This window comes from Massilia violaceinigra (assembly GCF_002752675.1).
Classification (GTDB): Bacteria; Pseudomonadota; Gammaproteobacteria; order Burkholderiales; family Burkholderiaceae_D; genus Telluria_A; species Telluria_A violaceinigra.
Genome location: NZ_CP024608.1, coordinates 3,969,706 through 3,990,850 on the forward strand (window position 1 = coordinate 3,969,706; position 21,145 = coordinate 3,990,850).

Annotated in this window: 22 protein-coding genes; 18 read left to right on the forward strand and 4 right to left on the reverse strand. The window is 63.0% G+C overall.

Annotation, left to right across the window (positions count from 1 at the left end; all coding sequences use genetic code 11):
- The first annotated feature begins 9 nt into the window (after window positions 1-9).
- The 14 genes from nuoG to CR152_RS17855 all read left to right on the forward strand — a co-directional run bounded on the left by nuoG (window position 10) and on the right by CR152_RS17855 (window position 14,210).
- Window positions 10-2,349: an NADH-quinone oxidoreductase subunit NuoG gene (gene nuoG, locus CR152_RS17790; RefSeq protein WP_099876570.1), complete on the forward strand. Its 2,340-nt coding sequence runs from the start codon at window positions 10-12 to the stop codon at window positions 2,347-2,349.
- Entirely contained in the window at window positions 2,349-3,440 is a 1,092-nt protein-coding gene (gene nuoH, locus CR152_RS17795) for an NADH-quinone oxidoreductase subunit NuoH (protein ID WP_099876572.1), read from the forward strand. The genes nuoG and nuoH overlap by 1 nt, the downstream gene beginning before the upstream one ends.
- A 10-nt stretch (window positions 3,441-3,450) precedes the next feature.
- Window positions 3,451-3,939: an NADH-quinone oxidoreductase subunit NuoI gene (gene nuoI / locus CR152_RS17800; protein ID WP_099876575.1), complete on the forward strand. Its 489-nt coding sequence runs from the start codon at window positions 3,451-3,453 to the stop codon at window positions 3,937-3,939.
- A 54-nt stretch (window positions 3,940-3,993) separates the two neighbouring features.
- Window positions 3,994-4,689, forward strand: coding sequence for an NADH-quinone oxidoreductase subunit J (locus CR152_RS17805; RefSeq protein WP_099876577.1), 696 nt, complete (start codon window positions 3,994-3,996; stop codon window positions 4,687-4,689).
- The gene (nuoK, locus tag CR152_RS17810; RefSeq protein ID WP_099876580.1) at window positions 4,686-4,994 is read left to right on the forward strand and encodes an NADH-quinone oxidoreductase subunit NuoK; all 309 of its coding nucleotides are present in this window, start codon (window positions 4,686-4,688) and stop codon (window positions 4,992-4,994) included. The genes CR152_RS17805 and nuoK overlap by 4 nt, the downstream gene beginning before the upstream one ends.
- A 56-nt stretch (window positions 4,995-5,050) precedes the next feature.
- Window positions 5,051-7,249 carry an NADH-quinone oxidoreductase subunit L gene (nuoL, locus tag CR152_RS17815; protein WP_099876583.1) on the forward strand — a complete coding sequence of 733 codons (2,199 nt, stop codon included), beginning with the start codon at window positions 5,051-5,053 and terminating at the stop codon, window positions 7,247-7,249.
- 24 nt (window positions 7,250-7,273) lie between these two features.
- Complete coding sequence (locus tag CR152_RS17820; protein WP_099876586.1) at window positions 7,274-8,779, forward strand: NADH-quinone oxidoreductase subunit M; 1,506 nt, start codon at window positions 7,274-7,276, stop codon at window positions 8,777-8,779.
- An 8-nt stretch (window positions 8,780-8,787) separates the two neighbouring features.
- A complete protein-coding gene (gene nuoN / locus CR152_RS17825) occupies window positions 8,788-10,305 on the forward strand; it encodes an NADH-quinone oxidoreductase subunit NuoN (RefSeq protein ID WP_099876588.1) in 1,518 nt (505 codons plus the stop codon).
- Complete coding sequence (locus tag CR152_RS17830; protein WP_099876591.1) at window positions 10,305-10,628, forward strand: DUF2818 family protein; 324 nt, start codon at window positions 10,305-10,307, stop codon at window positions 10,626-10,628. Before nuoN ends, CR152_RS17830 begins: the two co-directional genes overlap by 1 nt.
- A gap of 15 nt (window positions 10,629-10,643) precedes the next feature.
- Window positions 10,644-11,216 (forward strand): NUDIX domain-containing protein, encoded by a 573-nt coding sequence (locus CR152_RS17835; RefSeq protein ID WP_099876594.1) that lies wholly within the window; start codon window positions 10,644-10,646, stop codon window positions 11,214-11,216.
- 6 nt (window positions 11,217-11,222) lie between these two features.
- Window positions 11,223-11,909, forward strand: a complete 687-nt coding sequence (locus CR152_RS17840) for a hypothetical protein (RefSeq protein WP_099876598.1) — start codon at window positions 11,223-11,225, stop codon at window positions 11,907-11,909.
- Window positions 11,910-11,917: 8 nt separating this feature from the next.
- Window positions 11,918-12,604: a 2-C-methyl-D-erythritol 4-phosphate cytidylyltransferase gene (gene ispD / locus CR152_RS17845; protein ID WP_099876600.1), complete on the forward strand. Its 687-nt coding sequence runs from the start codon at window positions 11,918-11,920 to the stop codon at window positions 12,602-12,604.
- Window positions 12,605-12,622: 18 nt separating this feature from the next.
- Window positions 12,623-13,138 (forward strand): 2-C-methyl-D-erythritol 2,4-cyclodiphosphate synthase, encoded by a 516-nt coding sequence (ispF, locus tag CR152_RS17850; RefSeq protein ID WP_099876603.1) that lies wholly within the window; start codon window positions 12,623-12,625, stop codon window positions 13,136-13,138.
- A gap of 121 nt (window positions 13,139-13,259) precedes the next feature.
- The gene (locus tag CR152_RS17855) at window positions 13,260-14,210 is read left to right on the forward strand and encodes a hypothetical protein (RefSeq protein ID WP_099876605.1); all 951 of its coding nucleotides are present in this window, start codon (window positions 13,260-13,262) and stop codon (window positions 14,208-14,210) included.
- Here CR152_RS17855 and CR152_RS17860 read toward each other — a convergent pair.
- Window positions 14,197-14,730, reverse strand: a complete 534-nt coding sequence (locus CR152_RS17860; RefSeq protein ID WP_099882453.1) for a PaaI family thioesterase — start codon at window positions 14,728-14,730, stop codon at window positions 14,197-14,199. The two genes, CR152_RS17855 and CR152_RS17860, sit on opposite strands and share 14 nt — an antisense overlap.
- Before the next feature lie 112 nt (window positions 14,731-14,842).
- On the opposite strand from CR152_RS17860, the gene CR152_RS17865 reads away from it, so the two are divergent.
- From CR152_RS17865 to CR152_RS17880, 4 genes are read left to right on the forward strand one after another with little or no spacing between them, the layout of a single operon-like run.
- Window positions 14,843-15,307 (forward strand): MarR family winged helix-turn-helix transcriptional regulator, encoded by a 465-nt coding sequence (locus CR152_RS17865; protein WP_229413436.1) that lies wholly within the window; start codon window positions 14,843-14,845, stop codon window positions 15,305-15,307.
- Window positions 15,291-16,550, forward strand: coding sequence for an MFS transporter (locus tag CR152_RS17870; protein WP_099876608.1), 1,260 nt, complete (start codon window positions 15,291-15,293; stop codon window positions 16,548-16,550). Before CR152_RS17865 ends, CR152_RS17870 begins: the two co-directional genes overlap by 17 nt.
- Window positions 16,551-16,552: 2 nt before the next feature.
- Entirely contained in the window at window positions 16,553-16,861 is a 309-nt protein-coding gene (locus CR152_RS17875; RefSeq protein WP_099876610.1) for a hypothetical protein, read from the forward strand.
- A gap of 2 nt (window positions 16,862-16,863) precedes the next feature.
- Entirely contained in the window at window positions 16,864-17,184 is a 321-nt protein-coding gene (locus CR152_RS17880; RefSeq protein ID WP_099876613.1) for a hypothetical protein, read from the forward strand.
- A gap of 36 nt (window positions 17,185-17,220) precedes the next feature.
- Here CR152_RS17880 and CR152_RS17885 read toward each other — a convergent pair whose 3' ends face one another.
- The 3 genes from CR152_RS17885 to CR152_RS17895 form a co-directional block, all read right to left on the reverse strand.
- The gene (locus CR152_RS17885) at window positions 17,221-17,673 is read right to left on the reverse strand and encodes a hypothetical protein (RefSeq protein WP_157778572.1); all 453 of its coding nucleotides are present in this window, start codon (window positions 17,671-17,673) and stop codon (window positions 17,221-17,223) included.
- 62 nt (window positions 17,674-17,735) lie between these two features.
- On the reverse strand, window positions 17,736-18,650 hold the full coding sequence (locus CR152_RS17890; protein ID WP_099876620.1) for a LysR family transcriptional regulator: 915 nt from the start codon (window positions 18,648-18,650) through the stop codon (window positions 17,736-17,738).
- A 101-nt stretch (window positions 18,651-18,751) separates the two neighbouring features.
- Window positions 18,752-21,100, reverse strand: coding sequence for a S8 family serine peptidase (locus CR152_RS17895; protein WP_157778573.1), 2,349 nt, complete (start codon window positions 21,098-21,100; stop codon window positions 18,752-18,754).
- Window positions 21,101-21,145: the final 45 nt, after the last annotated feature.

Sequence of the window (21,145 nt, forward strand, 5' to 3'; positions counted from 1 at the left end):
AGAACTCTCATGGTTGAAATTGAAATTGACGGTAAGAAGGTAGAAGTCCCACCGGGTAGCATGGTGATGGACGCAGCCAACAAGCTGGGCACCTACATTCCGCACTTCTGCTATCACAAGAAATTGTCGATCGCAGCGAACTGCCGCATGTGCCTGGTTGAAGTCGAGAAGGCACCGAAGCCTTTGCCGGCTTGCGCCACGCCGGTGTCGGCGGGCATGATCGTGCGCTCGAACAGCGAGAAGGCGGTACAGGCACAGAAATCCGTGATGGAATTCCTGCTGATTAACCACCCGCTCGACTGCCCGATCTGCGACCAGGGCGGCGAATGCCAGTTGCAAGACCTGGCGGTTGGCTACGGCAAATCGAACTCGCGCTACGAAGAAGAAAAACGCGTGGTTCCGCCGAAAGATGCCGGCCCGCTGATCTCGATGCAGGAAATGACCCGTTGCATCCACTGCACCCGCTGCGTGCGTTTCGGCCAGGAAGTGGCCGGCGTCATGGAACTGGGCATGCTGGGCCGCGGCGAACACGCCGAAATCACTTCCTTCGTCGGCAAGACCGTCGACTCTGAAGTGTCGGGCAATATGATCGACCTGTGCCCGGTCGGCGCACTGACCTCGAAGCCGTTCCGCTATAGCGCCCGTACCTGGGAACTGTCGCGCCGCAAATCGGTCAGCCCGCACGATTCGCTTGGCACCAACCTGATCGTCCAGGTCAAGGGCGGCAAAGTCATGCGCGTCTTGCCGCTGGAAAACGATAGCATCAACGAATGCTGGATTTCGGACAAAGACCGTTTCTCGTACGAAGCGCTGGATAACCAGTCGCGTCTGACCAAGCCGATGATCAAGCAGGGCGGCCAGTGGGCCGAGACCGACTGGCAGACCGCGCTCGAATACGTGGCGCACGGCTTGCGCAATATCAAGCATGAGCATGGCGCCGACAGCATCGCCGCCGTCGCCACCGCGCATTCGACCGTCGAAGAGCTGCATTTGCTGCAAAAGGCGATCCGCGGCATCGGTTCCGAGAACATCGACTTCCGCCTGCGCCAGAGCGACTTCGCGCTGGACGGCCAGGTCACGCCATGGCTGGGCATGCCGATCGCCGAACTCTCGACGGTCAAGCGCGCCCTCGTCATTGGTTCGTTCGTGCGCAAGGATCACCCGCTGGTCGCCACGCGCCTGCGCGCCGCGGTCAAGAGCGGCGCCAAGCTGTCGCTGGTGCACGCGTCGGATGACGAACTCTTGATCCCGACCGCCAACAAGATCATCGCCGCGCCGTCCGACTGGCTGGCCGCCTTGTCAGGCATCGTTGCCGCTGTCGCCGCCGCCAAGGGCGTGGCCGCCCCAGCCGGTTTCGAATCGATTGAAGCCACCGACGCCGCCAAGGCCATCGCCGCCAGCCTGAACACCGGCGACGAGAACCTGCCGGGCGTGGTCTTGCTGGGCAACGCCGCCGCGCACCACCCGCAAGCGTCCGCGCTGCATGCGGCTGCGCAGTGGATCGCCGAACAGACCGGCGCCAAGTTCGGCTACCTGACGGAAGCTGCCAACACGGTTGGCGGTTACCTGGTCGGTGCATTTGCCAAGAACGCGGTTCCGGTTTTCTCGGCACCGAAAAAAGCTTACGTGCTGCTCAACGCCGAGCCCGAGCTCGATTGCGCCAACCCGCAGCAAGCCCGCGCCGCGCTCGATAGTGCCGAAATGGTCGTCGTCATGTCGGCCTTCCAGCATGGTTTCGAGTACGCCGACGTGCTGCTGCCGATTTCGCCATTCAGCGAAACCTCGGGCACCTTCGTGAACTGCGAAGGCCGCGCGCAAAGTTTCAACGGCACCGTCAAGCCGCTCGGCGACACCCGTCCGGCATGGAAAGTGCTGCGCGTGCTGGGCAACCTGCTGGGCCTGTCCGGTTTTGAATACGACACCTCCGAAGCGATCCGCGACGAGCTGTTCGGCAAAGGCGTGACCGACCTCTCGGCCAAGCTGAACAACACCGGCAAGGCCGCCCTGAAGTCCGCGACCTTCGGCACCAGTGGTGCCCTCGAGCGCGTGACCGACGTGCCGATCTATTTTGCCGACGCCATCGCGCGCCGTTCCGAGCCGCTGCTGCGCACCGCCGACGCCAACGCGCCGCTGGTCACCCTGCCGTCCGCCCTGGCCGAGAAGCTTGGCGTGCAGGCTGGTGCCAGAGTCTTGGTGTCGCAGGGTTCCGGCTCCGCGATCCTGGTGGCCGGCATCGATGCGCGCCTGCCGGCGAACACCGTGCGTGTCGCCTCGGCCCACCCGCTGACCGCCACGCTGGGCGCGATGTTCGGTGCTATCACAGTTGAAAAAGCAGGGGAGGGGGTCTGATGGCTCTGCCTGAAATGATTGACGGCATCAACGCCTGGGGCGCGACCAACGTCGGCTACATCTGGCCGCTGATCTGGACCATGGCCAAGATCATGTGCGTCTTGCTGCCGCTGATGGGCCTGGTTGCCTACGCGACCCTGTGGGAACGCAAGCTGATCGGCTGGATCCAGATCCGCGTCGGTCCCAACCGCGTCGGCCCGATGGGTCTGCTGCAGCCGATCGCCGATGCGCTCAAGCTGCTCTTCAAAGAGATCGTGGTCCCGGCCAAGGCATCGAGCGGCCTGTTCGTGCTCGGTCCGATCATGACCATCATGCCGGCCCTGGCCGCCTGGGTGGTGGTGCCGTTCGGTCCCGGCATCGCCCTGGCCGACGTCAATGCCGGCCTGCTGCTGCTGATGGCGATCACCTCGATCGAGGTGTACGGCATCATCATCGCCGGCTGGGCGTCGAACTCGAAATACTCGTTCATGGGTGCGATGCGCGCATCGGCCCAGATGATTTCGTACGAAATTCCCATCGGCTTCGTGCTGGTGGTGATCCTGATGGTTTCGGGCAGCCTGAACTTCTCCGACATCGTCGCCGGCCAGAACATGGGCTGGGGCGTGGCGCACGGCGTCTCCATGCTGTCGTGGAACGTGTGGCCGCTGCTGCCGCTGTTCGTGGTCTACCTGACCTCCGGTCTGGCCGAATGCAACCGTTCCCCGTTCGACGTGGTCGAGGGCGAATCGGAAATCGTGGCCGGCCACATGGTCGAGTACTCGGGCATGTCCTACGCCATGTTCATGCTGGCCGAATACGCCAACATGATCCTGATCGGCACCCTGGCATCGATCATGTTCCTGGGCGGCTGGCACGCGCCGTTCGCCTTCATGGAAGTTGGCGGCGTGCTGGGCGGCTTCCTCGGCTTCTTCTGGCTGTTCGCCAAGGCCTTTGTGATTGTCTCGCTGTTCATCTGGGTTCGCGGCACCTTCCCGCGCTATCGCTATGACCAGATCATGCGCCTCGGCTGGAAGATTTTCATTCCGATTTGCCTGGTCTGGCTGGTCCTGGTCGCAGGCTGGATGCAGACATCCTGGAATATTTGGAAGTAAGGAAGAGATAATGGAACGAGTGAAAGACTTTTTCAGCAGCATGCTGCTGACCGAACTGATCAAGGGATTGGCGCTGACCGGACGCTACGCGTTCTCGCGCAAGATCACCGTGCAGTATCCGGAAGAGAAGACCCCGATGTCGCCGCGTTTCCGCGGCCTGCATGCGCTGCGCCGCTATCCCAACGGGGAAGAGCGCTGCATCGCCTGCAAGCTGTGCGAAGCGGTGTGCCCGGCCATGGCGATCACGATCGAATCGGAACAGCGCGACGACGGTTCGCGCCGCACGACGCGTTACGACATCGACCTGACCAAGTGCATTTTCTGCGGCTTTTGCGAAGAATCCTGCCCGGTTGACTCGATCGTCGAGACGCACGTGCTGGAATACCACGGCGAAAAACGCGGCGATCTGTACTATACGAAAGAGATGTTGCTGGCTGTCGGCGATCGCTACGAAGGCGACATCGCCGCCGCGCGCGCGGCCGATGCCCCTTACCGCTAGTCGTTAGCCAACGATGTATTTAGCAAATTCAATTGCAAGAACTCTGGGTTAGTTATGGAATTTAAAACTGTGTTGTTCTACGTGTTCTCGGCGATTATGATCCTCGCCGCGACCCGCGTTATCACCGCCCGCAATCCGGTCCACGCGGCACTGTTCCTGGTGCTGGCGTTCTTCAATGCGGCCGGCATCTGGATGCTGCTCAAGGCCGAGTTCCTGGCCATCGTGCTGGTGCTCGTGTATGTCGGCGCGGTGATGGTGCTGTTCCTGTTCGTGGTCATGATGCTCGATATTAATATGGACCGCATGCGGGAGGGCTTCTGGTCCTACCTGCCGCTGGCCACCGGCATCGGCGCGCTCATCGTGCTGGAAATGGCGGCGGTGCTGTGGCGCGGTTTCATGAAGTTCGAGCAGGAGGCCGAAACGGTCGGCGCGAACATCGGCGGCACCAAGGAATTGGGCTTGCTGATCTACACCAAGTACATCCTCGGCTTCGAGATCGCCGCGGCGATCCTGCTGGTGGCCATCGTCGCCGCCGTCGCGCTGACCCTGCGCCGCCGCAAGGACACCAAGGCCTTCAACCCGGGCGATGCCGTGCGCGTCAAGCGTAACGACCGCCTGCGCATCGTGAAGATGGCCACGGTCGACCAGCCCGCCATCGACGCGGCATCGAAAGCGGCCGCGCTGGCCGCCGCCGAAGCCCAGGCCGCCACCGCGCCTGACGGCGCTGCCGCTCCCAAGGAGACAAAATGACCTTATCGCTCGCACACTACCTGGTCCTGGGCGCGATCCTGTTCGCGATCTCGATCGTCGGGATCTTCCTGAACCGCAAAAACGTCATCGTCCTGCTGATGGCGATTGAATTGATGCTGCTGGCCGTGAATTTGAACTTCATCGCGTTTTCCCACTACCTGGGCGACGCGGCGGGGCAAATCTTCGTCTTCTTCATCCTGACCGTGGCCGCCGCCGAATCGGCAATCGGCCTCGCGATTCTGGTGGTCATGTTCCGAAACCTGGACACGATCAATGTGGAAGACCTCGATACCCTCAAAGGCTAATCCGGTCCGTTTGGCGCTTACATTCATACTCGAATACATAACGATTAAGGTTCAACATGGCGGGGCAACTTCTTAACCCTAACGTCCTTCTTGCCGTACCACTGGCGCCGCTGGCTGGTGCTGTGATTGCGGGCTTGTTCGGAACAAAATTCTTCGGTAACCTGGTCGGCCGTAAAACGTCGCATACCGTCACGATTTTGGGCGTGCTGATCGCGCTGGTCCTGTCGGTGCAGACCTTGATGGCCGTGCTCGACGGCGCCAGCTTCAACGGCACCATCTATAACTGGATGACCGTCGGCACGCTGAAAATGGAAGTCGGCTTCCAGATCGATTCGCTGTCGGCGATGATGATGTGCGTGGTCACCTTCGTCTCGCTCATGGTGCACATCTACACCATCGGCTACATGGCCGAAGATGAAGGCTACAACCGCTTCTTCGCCTACATTTCGCTGTTTACGTTCTCGATGCTGATGCTGGTCATGGCCAACAACTTCCTGCAGCTGTTCTTCGGCTGGGAAGCGGTGGGCCTGGTCTCCTATCTGTTGATCGGTTTCTGGTACACCCGCCCGACCGCGATCTTTGCGAACATGAAAGCGTTCCTGGTCAACCGCGTGGGCGACTTCGGCTTCATCCTGGGTATTGGACTGCTGCTGGCGTACGCAGGTTCCATGAATTACACCGAAGTCTTCGCCAAAAAAGAAGCGCTGGCCCTGATGACCTTGCCCGGTTCGGACTGGATGCTGCTCACCGTTGCCTGCATCTGCCTGTTCATCGGCGCGATGGGCAAATCGGCCCAGTTCCCGCTGCACGTCTGGCTGCCCGATTCGATGGAAGGCCCGACCCCGATCTCGGCACTGATCCACGCCGCGACCATGGTGACCGCCGGCATCTTCATGGTGGCGCGCATGTCGCCGCTGTTCGAGCTGTCGGATACCGCGCTCTCGTTCGTGCTGGTGATCGGTTCGATCACGGCGCTGTTCATGGGCTTTTTGGGCATCATCCAGAACGACATCAAGCGCGTGGTCGCTTACTCGACCCTGTCGCAGCTCGGCTACATGACGGTCGCACTCGGTTCGTCCGCCTACTCGGTCGCCGTATTCCACCTGATGACGCACGCATTCTTCAAAGCGCTGCTGTTCCTCGGCGCCGGCTCGGTCATCATCGGCATGCACCACGACCAGGACATCCGCAACATGGGCGGCCTGCGCAAGTACATGCCGATCACCTGGATCACCGCGCTGCTCGGCTCCCTGGCGCTGATCGGTACCCCGTTCTTCTCCGGTTTCTACTCGAAGGACAGCATCATCGAAGCGGTGCACGCGACCCATATCTGGGGCGCTGGCTTTGCCAACTTCGCGGTGCTTGCCGGCGTGTTCGTCACGGCGTTCTACTCCTTCCGCATGTACTTCCTGGTATTCCACGGCGAAGAGCGTTTCGGCAAGGCGCATGCGCATGACCATCATGCGCACGACGCGAAGCACGATGCCAAGCACGATGCGAAGCAAGCCAAGAAGAACGCCAAGAAGAACGCTGCAAAACACGACGCTAAGCACGACGCCAAGCACGCCGATGCGCATGCGCACGCGCACGACTCCGACGCGCATCACGAAGAGGCTGCGCACGCGCACCACGACGAGGACACGCACGCGCACCACGGCCTGGCCCCGGGCCAGAAGCCGCACGAGTCGCCGCTGGTGGTGACCCTGCCGCTGATCCTGCTGGCCATTCCATCGGTGATCATTGGCTTCCTGACCATCGAGCCTATGCTGTTCGGTAAATTCTTCGAGGGTGTCATCACCGTCGGCGACAACCACGGTGCCATGAAGGCACTGGCCGAAGGCTTCCATGGCCCGGTCGGCATGGTCGTCCACGGCCTGCAAACCGCGCCGTTCTGGCTGGCCCTGGGCGGCGTGGCCGCGGCTTACTACTGCTACATGATCAATCCGCGTGTACCGGCCTGGTTCTATGCCAAGTTCAAAGCCATCCATACGCTGCTGGACAACAAGTACTACATGGACAAGTTCAACGACGTGGTGTTCGCCGGTGGCGCGCGCCTGCTTGGCAACGGCCTGTGGAATATCGGCGACAAGGGCCTGATCGATGGCCTGGTCGTCAACGGAAGCGCGAAAGTGGTTGGCTGGTTCTCGTCCATCGTCCGTCTCGGACAGACCGGCTATATCTACCATTACGCGTTCGTGATGATCATCGGCGTGCTTGGCGCACTGATGTACTTCCTCCCGTTCTGGCACGCTTAATCAGACACGCAAAGACAACAAAACATGATGCAGTCTACGATTTCTAACTTCCCTCCGTATCTGAGCCTGGCGATCTGGCTCCCGATCGTCCTTGGCGCGGCCATTCTTGCGATAGGCCGCGACGACAAGCCGGGCATGACCCGGTGGATGGCGCTGATCGCCTCCATCGCCAGCTTCCTGGTGACGCTGCCGCTGATCCAGCACTTCGATAACGTCGCTCACGGCATGCAGTTCGTCGAAAGCACGCCGTGGATCGGCCGCTTCAACATCATGTACTCGCTGGCGATCGACGGCCTGTCGCTGTGGTTCGTGCCGCTGACGGCTTTCATCACCGTGATCGTCGTGATCTCGGCCTGGGAAGTGATCGAAAAGCGCGTGGCCCAGTACATGGGTTCCTTCCTGATTTTGTCGGGCCTGATGATCGGCGTGTTCTGCGCCATGGACGGCTTGCTGTTCTACTTCTTCTTCGAAGCGACCCTGATCCCGATGTTCATCATCATCGGCGTGTTCGGTGGCGAGAATCGCGTGTACGCGTCGTTCAAGTTCTTCCTGTACACCTTCCTCGGTTCGCTGCTGACGCTGGTCGCGATCATCTACCTGTACAACGTCTCGGGCGGCAGCTTCGACATCCTGACGTGGCACAAGCTGCCGCTGACGATGAAAGAGCAGATCTTCATCTTCCTGGCCTTCCTGATGGCGTTTGCCGTCAAGGTGCCGATGTTCCCGGTCCACACCTGGCTGCCGGACGTCCACGTCGAAGCGCCAACGGGCGGTTCGGCCGTGCTGGCCGCGATCATGCTGAAACTGGGCGCGTACGGCTTCCTGCGTTTTTCGCTGCCGATCACCCCTGACGCATCGCACTACATGGGCGGCTTCATCATCACCCTGTCGCTGATCGCCGTGATCTACATCGGCCTGGTGGCGCTGGTCCAGAAGGACATGAAAAAACTGGTCGCCTATTCGTCGATCGCGCACATGGGTTTCGTGACCCTGGGCTTTTTCATGTTCAACCAGATGTCGGTGTCGGGTGGCATCGTGCAAATGATCTCGCACGGCTTCATCTCGGGCGCCATGTTCCTGTGTATCGGCGTTCTGTACGACCGCATGCACTCGCGCCAGATCGCCGACTACGGAGGGGTGGTCAACCGCATGCCCAAGTTCGCCGCCTTTATCGTGCTGTTCTCGATGGCCAACTGCGGCCTGCCGGCGACCTCCGGTTTCGTGGGCGAGTTCATGGTCATCCTGGGCGCCGTCGAATTCAATTTCTGGATCGGCATGCTGGCGGCGACCGCCCTGATCTTCGGCGCGGCTTACTCGCTGTGGATGGTCAAGCGCGTTGTCTTCGGCGCTGTCGCCAACAAGCACGTCGCCGAACTGACGGACCTGAACACGCGCGAATTCGTCATGCTCGGCATCCTGGCCATCGCCGTGATCGCCATGGGCCTGTACCCGGCGCCGTTCACGGACACGATGCAAACCTCGGTCGCGGACCTGCTCCAGCATGTCTCCGTGTCGAAACTGCCGCAATAAAGAAGACTATGATCCAGACTACGAATCCCAACCTGATCCCGGTTTACGCCGAAATCTTCCTGCTGGTCGCCGCTTCGGCGATCCTGCTGATCGACATGTTCCTCAAGGATGGCAAGCGCGTCCTGACCTACTGGCTGTCGCTGGCGGCACTGGTCGGCTGCGCCGCCCTGACTTACTCGGACTACGCGGCCGGCACCACGGTCTACACGTTCCACAACATGTTCGTGTCGGACCCGATGGCGAACCTGCTCAAGCTGTTTACCTACCTGGCCATCGGCATCACCCTGGTCTACTCGCGCACCTATGCGACCGAACGCGGCATGTTGTCCGGTAACTTGGGCGGCGAATTCTATGTGCTGGCGCTGTTCTCGATGCTCGGCCAGATGATCATGATCTCCGGTAACAACATGCTGATCATTTACCTGGGCCTGGAACTGATGTCGCTGTCGCTGTACGCCCTCGTTGCGCTGCGCCGCGATCACGCCGTCTCGACCGAAGCGTCGATGAAGTACTTCATCCTCGGCGCGCTGGCATCCGGCTTCCTGCTGTATGGTATTTCGATGCTGTACGGCGCCACCGGTTCGCTCGACATCAACGAAATCTCGAAGGCGGCGGCATCGTCCACCGCCAACCTGAACATCCTGGTGTTCGGCCTGGTGTTCCTGGTGGCCGGCCTGGCGTTCAAGCTCGGCGTCGTTCCGTTCCACATGTGGGTGCCGGACGTGTACCAGGGCGCGCCGACCGCGGTGACCCTGCTGCTGGGCGGCGCGCCGAAACTGGCGGCGTTCGCGATCTGCATCCGCCTGCTGGTGGAAGGCTTGCTGCCGATGGCGATCGACTGGCAGCAGATGCTGATGGTGCTGGCCGTGCTGTCGCTGGCGATCGGTAACCTGACCGCGATTGCCCAGACCAACCTGAAACGCATGCTCGCGTATTCGACCATCGCGCAGATGGGCTTCGTGCTGCTGGGCCTCCTGGCCGGCGTGGTCGCCAATCCGCTTGATGCCAACGCGATTCCCGACGCCAGCAATGCCGCTTCCGCCTACAGCGCCGCCATGTACTACTCGATCACGTATGTGCTGACCACCCTCGGTACCTTCGGCCTGATCATGATGCTGGCGCGTACCGGCTTCGAAGCGGAAGAACTGAACGACTTCAAGGGCCTGGCCAAGCGCAGCCCGTGGTTCGCGGCCGTCATGGCGATCCTGCTGTTCTCGCTGGCCGGCGTGCCGCCGATGATGGGCTTCGCCGCCAAGTTCGCGGTGCTCGAATCGGTGCTCTCGACCGGTGCCGTGTGGCTGACCGTGCTGGCGGTGATGTTCTCGCTGATCGGCGCGTTCTACTACCTGCGCGTGGTCAAGGTGATGTACTTTGACGAACCGCTTGATACCACCCCGATCGTGGCGCCATTCGACATGCGCGCCGTGCTCTCGATGAACGGGATCGCGACCGTGCTGCTGGGCGTGTTCGCAGGTCCGCTGCTGGCCGCTTGCCTGAACGCGATGACGAAGACTATCGGTTCCTGATGGACGTGTCGGCATCGAGCTGGTTGGCCATCGCCCTGGCATTGGCGGCGGCCAACCTGCCGTTCATGAATGAACGGCTGTTCGGCTTTATCCCGGTCGGCCGCGCGAGCGCCGACCAGGGGCCGGTCAAGGCCGGCTGGTGGCGCGTGCTGGAACTGGTGGTGCTGTACTTTGCCGTCGGCGGCATCGCCTATCTGCTGGAAGCGCGCATCGGGAACGTCTTTAGCCAGACCAAGGAGTTCTACATGATCACCGTGCCGCTGTTCGTGGTGCTGGCGTTCCCCGGCTTCGTCATGCGCTACCTGCGCAAGCGCCATCACTAATTCATCGGAGGGCGCATGGAGCCGAACCTGAACGAGGACCATCTGACGGAGCGCCGCATCGACGGCGAGTTGGCCTACGAGGGCAGCTTTCTGAAGGTCTCGCGCGACCGCGTCAGCCTGCCCGACGGCGCCATCGCCACCCGCGAATACATCCGCCATCCGGGCGCCGTCGTCATCCTGCCGCTGCTGGACGACGGCCGGGTACTGCTCGAACGCCAGTTCCGCTATCCGCTGGGACGCGTCTTCATCGAATTCCCGGCCGGGAAAATCGATGCGGGCGAGGAGCCGCTGGCCTGCGCCAGGCGCGAGCTGCAGGAAGAAACCGGCTACACGGCGACCGACTGGCAATTCATCAGCACCATCCACAACGCGATTGCCTACTCCGACGAGCACCTTGAGCTGTTCGTCGCGCGCGGCCTTACCGCCGGCCAGGCGCGCCTGGACGAGGGCGAGTTCCTGGAGACCTTCAGCGCCACCGTTCCCGAGCTGCTCGAGATGGTGCGCAGCGGCCAGATCACGGACGTGAAGACCATCATCGGCGCCTTCTGGCTCGATAAACTCCTCGGCGGAAGCTGGCCGCCGGCTTGATCCGCCATGAAAATGCTGGCATTCGTGGTCGCCATCCTCTGCTCGTCCAGCGGCTGGGCGGCGCGCAGCGCCTTCCAGGCGCAGTGCGAGGACGCGATGGACAAGGGGATCTCGGTGCTGCACTCTATCCCGAGCGGCTACACCATCAATAATACGGTGTCCTTCCACGGCCTTACCGCCATGAAGCCGGGCGCGGCCGGTACCTTTGTGCTGGGCCTGACCCGGACCGAGTCGCGCTCGACGATTTCGCTCAAGGCACCGATGCTGATCGATCCCGTCACCGGCTACGAGTGCGTGGCGCCGCGGATCACCGTCTCGCTGCTGTACAGCCCGGTAGTGGTGTACGTCGGACGCGAGTTTCGCCCGGGTTCTTGTGCATATCAGGAAATTCTTGCGCATGAGATGCGGCATCTCAAGACCTATCTCGACCATTTGCCGAAAGTGGAAGTAACGGTGCGCGCGGCACTGGCACGGCGCTTCACCGACAAACCCCTGTACGCGCCGCGCGGCCAGGCCATGGCCTTGCTACAGCAGGAACTCAATACCGGCTGGGCGCCGTACATACAAAAAGAGATGGCCAAAGTAGACCCGCTACAAGCCGCCATCGACACGCCGCAAGAGTATGCGCGCCTGAGCAAAGTTTGCGCAGGTGAGGTACAGTCCCTTGTAAGACCGGCTAACCGAGACAGATGAAGACAGCCATGAAGCAGATCGCACCGCGCTATGTTGCCCTGATCCCCGCCGCCGGCGTCGGCGCGCGCATGGCATCGAGCAGTCCAAAGCAGTATCTGCCCATCGGCGCCAAGCCGATGCTGCGTCATACGCTCGACGCCTTCGTGTCGAGCCCCCTGATCGCCCATACCTACGTCGTGGTCAGCGCGCACGACGAGTATATCGACGCCATCGTGCCGTCCGGCGCAGCCACCGTGCTGCGTTGCGGCGGCGCCAGTCGCATGGAGTCGGTCCGCAACGCCCTGCGGGCGCTGGAGGGCGAGCTGCACGAACATGACTGGGTGCTGGTGCACGACGCGGCGCGGCCGGGACTGAATGCCGCGCTGATCGGAAAATTGATCGATGCGGTCGGCAACGATCCGGTCGGCGGCCTGCTGGCCTTGCCCGTGGTCGACACCGTCAAGCGTGGCGGCGATCACGTCAGCACCGTCGCACGCGGCGGCCTGTGGCTGGCGCAGACCCCGCAGATGTTTCGCTACAAGCTGCTGTGCGATGCACTGGCGGCGGCCACCGACGCCAGCGTCATTACCGATGACGCCAGTGCGGTCGAGGCCCTGGGCTTGTCGCCCAAACTGGTTGAAGGACATCCCCGTAATTTAAAAGTGACGCTGCCGGCGGACATCCGGATCGCCGAGATGTACCTGGCCGCGCCTTAACCTGAAATGAGTGAGACCATGGCACTGGCATCCTACAATCCCACCCCGCCGTTCCGTGTCGGAACCGGCTACGACTGCCACGCCCTCGTCGAGGGCCGCAAACTGATCATCGGCGGGGTGGCAATCCCGCACCGCATGGGCCTGTTGGGCCATTCGGACGCCGACGTCTTGCTGCACGCGATCATCGATGCGATGCTCGGCGCGGCCGGCCTCGGTGACATCGGCAAGCATTTCCCGGACACCGACCCGATGTTCGCCGGCGCCGACTCGCGCACCCTGCTGCGCGAAGTGGCGCACCGCGTGGTCGCCACCGGCTATACCATCGGCAACATCGACGCCACCATCATCGCCCAGGCGCCGAAGATGGCGCCGCATATTGCGCAGATGATTTCGCGCATCGCCGAAGACATCGGCGTGTCGCCCCAGCAGGTCAACGTCAAGGCCAAGACCAACGAAAAGCTCGGCTACCTGGGGCGGGAAGAGGGCATGGCCGCCGAGGCGATCTGCATGCTGATCAAGTCCGCCTCCGCGTAAGCATCGGCGGCAACGCCTGCCGGAAAGGCGACCGGGAACCTTGATCGCCGTCAGGCGGGCCTGAAAACGCGCCCCTAGACTTGAGCTTGATTCATCAGGTTCAACCACGGGGAGAAAGATCATGAAATCCGCATTATCGGCCCTCGCCGCCGCTCTGGCGTTCGCGAGCGGCCCGGCGCTGGCGCAGGTGTTCGTCGACACCACCCAGCAGGGCAGCGGCAACAAGAGCAATGTCGAGCAGCGCGAGAGCAACGACTATGCCCAGGTTACCGTGACGCAAATCGGTACCGACAACGTCATCGGCGACCCGGCCTTGGGTGAAAGTGGCATTGTCCAGATCGCCACTGTGGCGCGTGTGCATGTTCGTCAGGAAGGCAGGGCGAACTACGCCAACATCCTGCAGGACCATACGGACCGCAGCGACAACAACATGCTCCAGATCGGCCAGGGTAACGTGGCCGTGTTCAGGCAGGACCATGCGAACAGTTCAACCCTGACCCTCGAACAGCGCGGCAGCGCCAACTACACTTCCATCAACCAGAAGGACATTCCCACCTTCTCGGTGCGCGCGCGCCAGACCGGAGCGGATAACCGGATCGTGGTGCAGCATTACTTTTCGGGATACGGCGGACCGGACATCGAGCAGGCCGGCAGCGCCAACAAGGTACTCATCGACCAGTCCGAAGCCGCCTATTCCTTCGTCCGGGTCGAGCAGGCCGGCACCTTGAACGCCGCCTACGTGCGCCAGAACGGCACCACCTTCACGGTCGACCAGTCGATCGTGCAACGGGGCGAGCGCAACGTCGCCCGCGCCGATGAAAGCGGGCAGGTCAACGGCTCGACCATCGTCCAGACCGGGAACGAGAACCTTGCCTCGGCGACGTCGACCTTGAACGGCAGCGTATCGGAGATCGTCCAGACCGGCAGCTACAACCGCGCCACCGCGCTGCAGAACGGCGCGCTCAGCTGGACGACCGGCAACTTCTCGAGCATCACGCAAACCGGCAATGCCTTCACGGTCGGCGTGCTGCAAAATGGCAGCGGCAATTTCAGCATCATCAACCAGCGCTGATCTCGAACACCAGGCAGGTTGTCGTCGCAAAGGCGTACAGCTTGCCATTCGCATCGGTGATGCGCGCTTCGGCCACGCCGACCTGGCCTCCCACGCTGACCACCGTCGCCTCGGCCCGCACCGGCCCGGTCGTATCGGTCATCGCGCGGATATAGTTCACCTTCAGCTCCAGGGTCGTGTATCCCTTGCCGGCCGGGAGCATCGTGTGGATCGCGCAGCCGAGCGCGGTGTCGAGCATGGTCGCCGCGTAGCCGCCGTGCACCACGCCGCTCGGATTGTAGTGCGCCCGCTCCGGGGTTCCCTGGAATACGGCGAGGCCGGGCTCCACCGACATCGGCAGGATCCCCATCAAGTGCGCGATCGGCGCCGGGGGCAGGGCGCCGCTGCCGATGCCTTCCAACAATTCCATGCCGCTGCTGCTGCGCAAGGTGGCGCGGTCCGCCACGCCCGGCGCGGCCAGCCTGGCGCGCATTGCAGCGGCCTCGTCCAGCCATTGCTGGCGTTTGTCTTGCTGTTCCATGATCATCCTTTTGCTCGATGGTTAAAAAGCGGGGAGAGGCGCACACGGCGCGTGAATTGTAATATACTTCAAACAATCAGTGTACCTGCACCTATTTCCGCAACACCACGATATGACCGATCCGATTGAGAAACCGCTGGGCTGTACCTGCTTCAAGCTGCGCAAGCTCACGCGCGCCATGTCGCGCGTGTACGACCACCACATGGCCACCGTGGGCCTGAAGACCACCCAGTACAGCGTGCTGGCCAACGTCGCGCGCGAGGCGCTGCCGGTGGCCGAGCTGGCCGAACGCCTCGGCATGGAACGCACCACGCTCACGCGCAACCTCAAGCCGCTGATGGATGCCGGCTGGGTGGTCCCGCGCCCCGGCGCCGACAGCCGCCAGCGCATCGTCACCATCACCGAGGCCGGGCAGCAAAAACTCGCCGAATCCTACCCTGTGTGGTGCGGCGCCCAGCGCGCCTTCGAACAACTGGTTGGGCGCGAGGCCGTGCGCGCCCTGCACACCCAGCTTGAATCCACGCTTGCCCAATTAACGCCATTGATCGAGGACCTGCCCCATGCCCACCCAGAATGAGATGACGCCGCGCGCCGCGTGGCTGTTGATCCTCGCCGCCTCGGCGATTTTGATGATCACCATGGGCGCGCGCCTGACCACGGGTTTGTTTCTCTCGCCGATCAACACCTCGACCGGGCTGGGAGTGGCATCGATCAGCTTCGCCATGGCGATCGGGCAGTTCGTGTGGGGCGCGGCGCAGCCGGTGTTCGGCGCCGTGGCCGACAAATGGGGCTCGGCCAAGGTCATCATCCTGGGCGCCGTCATGCTTGCCGCCGGCATGGCGGCGACGCCCTTCGTGTCCTCGCAGTGGGGCCTGATGCTGACCATGGGCTTGCTGACGGCGGCGGGGGCGGGCGCCGGCAGCTTCTCGATCCTGATCGGCGCCACCGCGCAGCGCTTGCCGGCCGCGCGCCGTCCGTTCGCGGCAGGCTTTATCAACGCCGGCGGCTCGTTCGGCCAATTCGTGTTCGCGCCGCTGATGCAGGCGATCATCAACAGCGCCGGCTGGATTGCGGCGATGCTGACCATGGCCGCGACCACCTTGCTGACGATTCCCCTGGCTTGGCCGCTGCGCAAGGGTGCCGGGCTGGCGAAGGCCGATCCCGCTGTTGTGGCGCCGCCAAAGCCGGCCGAGGTACCCGGCATCGGCCTTGGCGCGCAGATCAAGATCGCACTGCGCGACCGCAGCTACCTGTGCCTGCATGCCGGCTTTTTCACCTGCGGCTTTCACATCGCCTTTCTGGTTACGCACCTGCCGGGCGAGGTCGCCCTGTGCAGCCTGCCGGCGGGGGTGTCGGCCAATGCGCTTGCGCTGATCGGCTTATTCAACATCGCCGGCAGCCTGACAGCGGGCGCGCTGTCGACCCGCTACCGCATGAAGTCCCTGCTGGCCCTGATGTACGCCAGCCGCGCCGTGATCGTCGTCGCCTACCTGCTGGCGCCCAAGACCCCCATGACCTTCTACGTATTCGCCGGCGCGCTCGGTTTCACGTGGCTGGCGACGGTGCCGCCGACGGCGGGCCTGGTCGGCAAACTGTTCGGCATGCGCTACCTGTCCACGCTGTTCGGCCTGACCTTGCTGTCGCATCAGGTGGGCGGCTTCTTCGGCGCGTGGCTGGGCGGGCTCTCGTTCGTGGCCTACGGCGACTTTACCTGGATGTGGTACGCCGACATCGTGCTCGCCTTGGCCGCGGCTCTTATCAACCTGCCGATCCGCGAAGCGCATGTCGTTCGCGAACCGGCCCTGGCAGCGAAGGCATAAACATGGCACGCGATACCTGGGCATACCGCGACGTGGCGGTCGAATCGTACGAGGATGCGCGCACTGGCGCCTTGCGCATCCGCCCGATGGCGGGGCAGGCCTTCGCCCCCAGCCTGCGCGTGCAGTGCGCGCGCGCGCTGGTGGACCGGGCGCTCCATCCGGCCGGCACGCGCTTCCTTCTGTCGGCCAAGCTGACCGACCGCCTCGGCGGCACGCCGTTTTTGTATGCGTGGCATGGCGACCCGGTGGTCGTTTTGAGCGCCGCGCAGGCAAAGAAATTCCTGGCCGAGTTCCGGCGTGGCAGGATTTAGCGATGGAGTTGCTCGAACAATTGGCGGCGCTGGAAGACGATGTCGATTGCTACCACGGCACTGAATTCGGCAGCGAGGAAGAGGGCGCGCGCGCCAACCGCCGCCTGAAGCTGCGCATGCGCGATCTGATCGTCGCGGCGCACGGGGCGGGGCAGGCGCGGGTGCTGAAACAGGTGCTCGATCTGCTGTCCGCGAACACCGGCTGCGCCGACGACTACGCGATCTTCCTTGAGATTGGCGGGGAGCTGACAGGGCGCGGCATCGTCGACGAAGCGCGCATGATGGCGTGCCTGCGCAATGCACCTGTCAACCGCTGGCTGTAGGGTCCCGATTCGAGGCCTGCGCCGGTTTTATCTTTCTTACGATGCCAAACCTTTCAAGTGTCCCTGAAATTCCTCGATGTTTTTGTCGATGACGATTTCATCACCAAAATAGGAATTCGCCATTCCCAGGCTCAGCGGCCGGATTTCCAGTGCGGACGGGTTTTTATAATCGAACTTCAGATCGTAATTTTTCTCGCTATCGACCGTGGCCACGATGACGACAGGCCGCTCCCGCCCCTCGCTCACGATCTCGTCGGATAAATTCTCCGCCAGCTTCTCCAGCGTGGTCTGATATGTCATTTCCAGTTGCGCGATACCCTGAAAATAATCCAATTCCCTGTTTTTTCGATAAAGCCATTCGGAGCTGGTTGTTCCTCCGCCAGGGCTGGCAAAACGGAAATAGGTGGCATCCCAATCGAGCTTGGTCAGCGCCATGAACTCCAGCAGTACGCCGGCCATTTCCCGCACTACTTCATCTTTCTTACTCATGATGCCTATCCCATTTAAAAACGCGCAAAAAAAATCATACTGCACAATGCGCTTGCCACTCATCAAATAGTGTCGGCGCGCTGCAGATAGGCCCGATAAAAGTCGATGAACGCACGCACCCGCGCCGGCGCCTGGCGTCCGGGCGGTAGCACGGCGTACATGCCGCCGCGCGGCAGCGACCATTGCGCCAGCAGTTCGACCACAGTGCCGGCCTTGAAGCTCGCACTCAGCGTTTGCCCTTCCATCACCGTCATCCCGGCGCCTTGCTCGATCAGCGCCAGCAAAGCGGCCGGCGAGTCGACCTGGATGCGTGACGCCGTCTGCACCACAGTCCCGGCGCCATCGGCTCCGGTGAAGGTCCAGGTGTGCGGGGTGCGCATCAGCGACAACGCCACCCAGTCGTGCTGCGCCAGGTCCTGGGGCGTGGCCGGATAACCGCGCCGCTGCAAGTACGACGGTGCCGCCACCACGTGCTGGGTGAATTCGCCCAGCTTGATGGCGCGCTGGGTCGAGTCGCGCAGCCAGCCCATGCGAAACGACAGGTCGATGCCTTCGGCGATCATGTCGGCCACCTTGTCGGCGGTGCGCAGGTCGACCGTGATGCGCGGGTGGCGCGCCATGAACTGCACCAGCGCCGGGCCGATGGAGTGGGCCACCTGCAGCGCCGTGGTGGAGATGCGCAGCATGCCGGACAGCTCGCCCTGGTCGCTGCCGGCCTGCGCCAGCGCGTCGGACAGGGCGCGCAGCAGCGGCTGGCATTGCGCGTGCAGCGCGCGTCCGGCATCGGTGGGCGCCACCTGGCGCGTGGTGCGGGTAAACAGCGACACGCCCAGCTGCCGTTCCAGGCGCGCGATCTGCACGCTGATCCTGGCCTTGGCCACGCCCAGTCGGTCCGCCGCGGCTGTAAAACTGCCCGCCTCGGCGACGGCGTCGAAGATGGTCAGGCTGTTCAGGTCGATCTGATCGAGAGGCGTCATCTGGATTGATAAGGAATTGAAATCAATCCATTATCAACCATGCGAGATCGGCGATCAATCGCCACCGGCAGCGCACGCTGCCGGTGGGGGCGATCAACCGCTTACGGCTGCGCGTCCCGTGGCTGAAGCTGCCATGTGACCCTCCCGACCTCCTGTTTTCTCCACAACTGCCGCACATAAATCTGGTAGGCCTGGTCACGGTTCTCTTGAGGAATCTGGACCAGCAGCCGGAACGGCATGCGCGACCTGGCGGGGAACAGGACGTAGCCGAAATTGGTGCGCCTGTTCGGATTGACCGCGATCCGGGCAACGCCGCGTTCCTGGTCGATGATGGCGTCGGCCGCCAGCTGGCGCGCTTGCAGCATGCGGAAAAACACCAGCGGCATTTCCAGCAGGGCGCCGGCGCCGGGCGGCAGCCTGCCGACGACCTCCAGCGCCATCTCGCGGCCCCGGTCGGGCGCACCGGGCGCAATGAATTCGAGCGCCTTGAAATCCGGCGTGGACGGATCGTCCGCATCCGGTGCATTTTCCTCGACGTTGAAGTTGCGCCATGTGACGTTGTTATTCGCCCGGACGAAGGTCGTGAAATTTTCCCAGACCAGGAATTCGGCGGGCGCCGGCGCCGGGTCGGCGGCATTGCCGATCAGCGCGACAAAACAATAGTGCCCGGGCGCCGGGATCGCGGCCTGCGGCCAGACGATGGCGGACGATACGGTCAGCACGTCTCCCGCCGGCACCGATGGCAGGGTGGTGCTGCCGACCAGCGTCCACAGGTCCGGGGTGACCAGGGTGGCGACGGGCGCCCAGTACACGGTTGCCACGACCGACGTGGCGGCGGCGCCACCCCGGTTCTTGACCCGCACGTAGATGTAGTTGTCCTGGCCCGTTTCGGCCGTCCAGCCCAGGGCGGCGCTGTCGGCCAGGGTGCTGCCGGCACCGAATTCGGCCTGCGGGTCGGCGGCCAGCGTCGGCCTGAGGAACACGTCCGGGCTGGCGGAAATCGCGCCGCCGTGCGGCTCGCCCGTGTCGCCGACGAAGTCGCGGATATAGAGGTCGGGCGTGGCACCCAGGACCTCGTCGAATATCTTGCGCAAATCGGGCATCACCGCGATGCGTGTCGTTTCGGCGTGTGATGGAAGGGTCCCCGTTGCCGCACTGCTCAGGATATCGCGCATCTGGCGCGGGCTGACGCGTCCGCTCGCGGGCGACTGCGCTACCGCGCCACCCTGGACGGCCAGCGCTGCACCGGCGATGATCGCCGAGGCGCCCGAGGTGCCGCTAAAGCCCGTGGTGTACCCGTTGGTCAGGCCGCTCGCATCCGAGCGCAGGGTGGTGATGCTCTCGCCCCAGGCATAGCAGTCGATGCGCTTGCCGTATGGGGCAAAAGGCAGCCGCGTATGCGGCGCGGCGGCGCTGGCCGCCGTGACCATGATCGCACCCGAATCGCGGAATTCGGGATTGGCATCGTCGCGGTTGAGGATAGCCTGGCCCGACAAGGTAGTGTAGGTATCCATGTTCAGCGGCGGCGTGAAGCCGTTGTTGGTGCCGTTGCCGCCGGCTTCGATCACGATGATGCCCAGCGCCGTGGCCAGGCGGATCGCTTCGTAATCCGCGTCGTAGGCTTCGATCGGCCCGAGCAGCAAGCTATCGTTCAAGTAGACCTGCGCCTCCAGCAGCAGCACTTCGCCGAAGCTCTGGTGGGCGATGGCGGCGAAGATGGCGTTCGGCCGCGTATTCATGTAATGCGACACGACACCAACGGCATCGAGCGCCGGCACGATACCAACGCAGCCGATCGTATTGTCGACGGCGCAAATGGTGCCGAGAACAGAGGTGCCATGGTTGCGGAACGTGTCGGCGTTTGATCCGTACAGCAGCGTGATGCCGTGCGCCGCAAGGTCTTCGTGGTCCAGGGTCCAGCCGTACTCCAGGTCGACCAGGCGCTGGCCCGCGCCATCGCCGCCAAGCTGGGTCCACGCGAATTCGGCATCGATGCCGTCCGGCGCCGGATCGAGGTAGCCCTGATTGACCCGTTGCGGGTCATCCGACGGATTGACGGGCGGTGGTCCGGCCCGGTCGACATAGGCGGTTTGCACGCTGTTCCAACGCATCAGCGTCTTGGCCAGCGCGGCCAGATCGGTATCGGAGGGCGCGTCGATATAAAAGAACGTGCCGAAGTCGGCCGGCTTGTAGGTCGGGTCCATCTGGACCGCGCGCCGGATCAGTTGCTCCAGCTGGTTTCCCCTGACCAAAGTAAATACCGGGCGTACCGTGAGACCGGGGAATTGCCCAAGCAGTTTCCTCCATGATCCGAGATTGTTTCTGTCGATCTGCTCGCCCAGGTCACCCCGGTCATCGAGCCTCACGCCTGCGCGAAAACGCACCACCACCCGTGGGCGGTCATAAGTATCGTCATTCGGCCTGCCTTGTAGTTTGTCCTGTTCATCCATCACACTCTCCTGTAAATGCCGCGCATGGCGGCCACTGCACAGAGG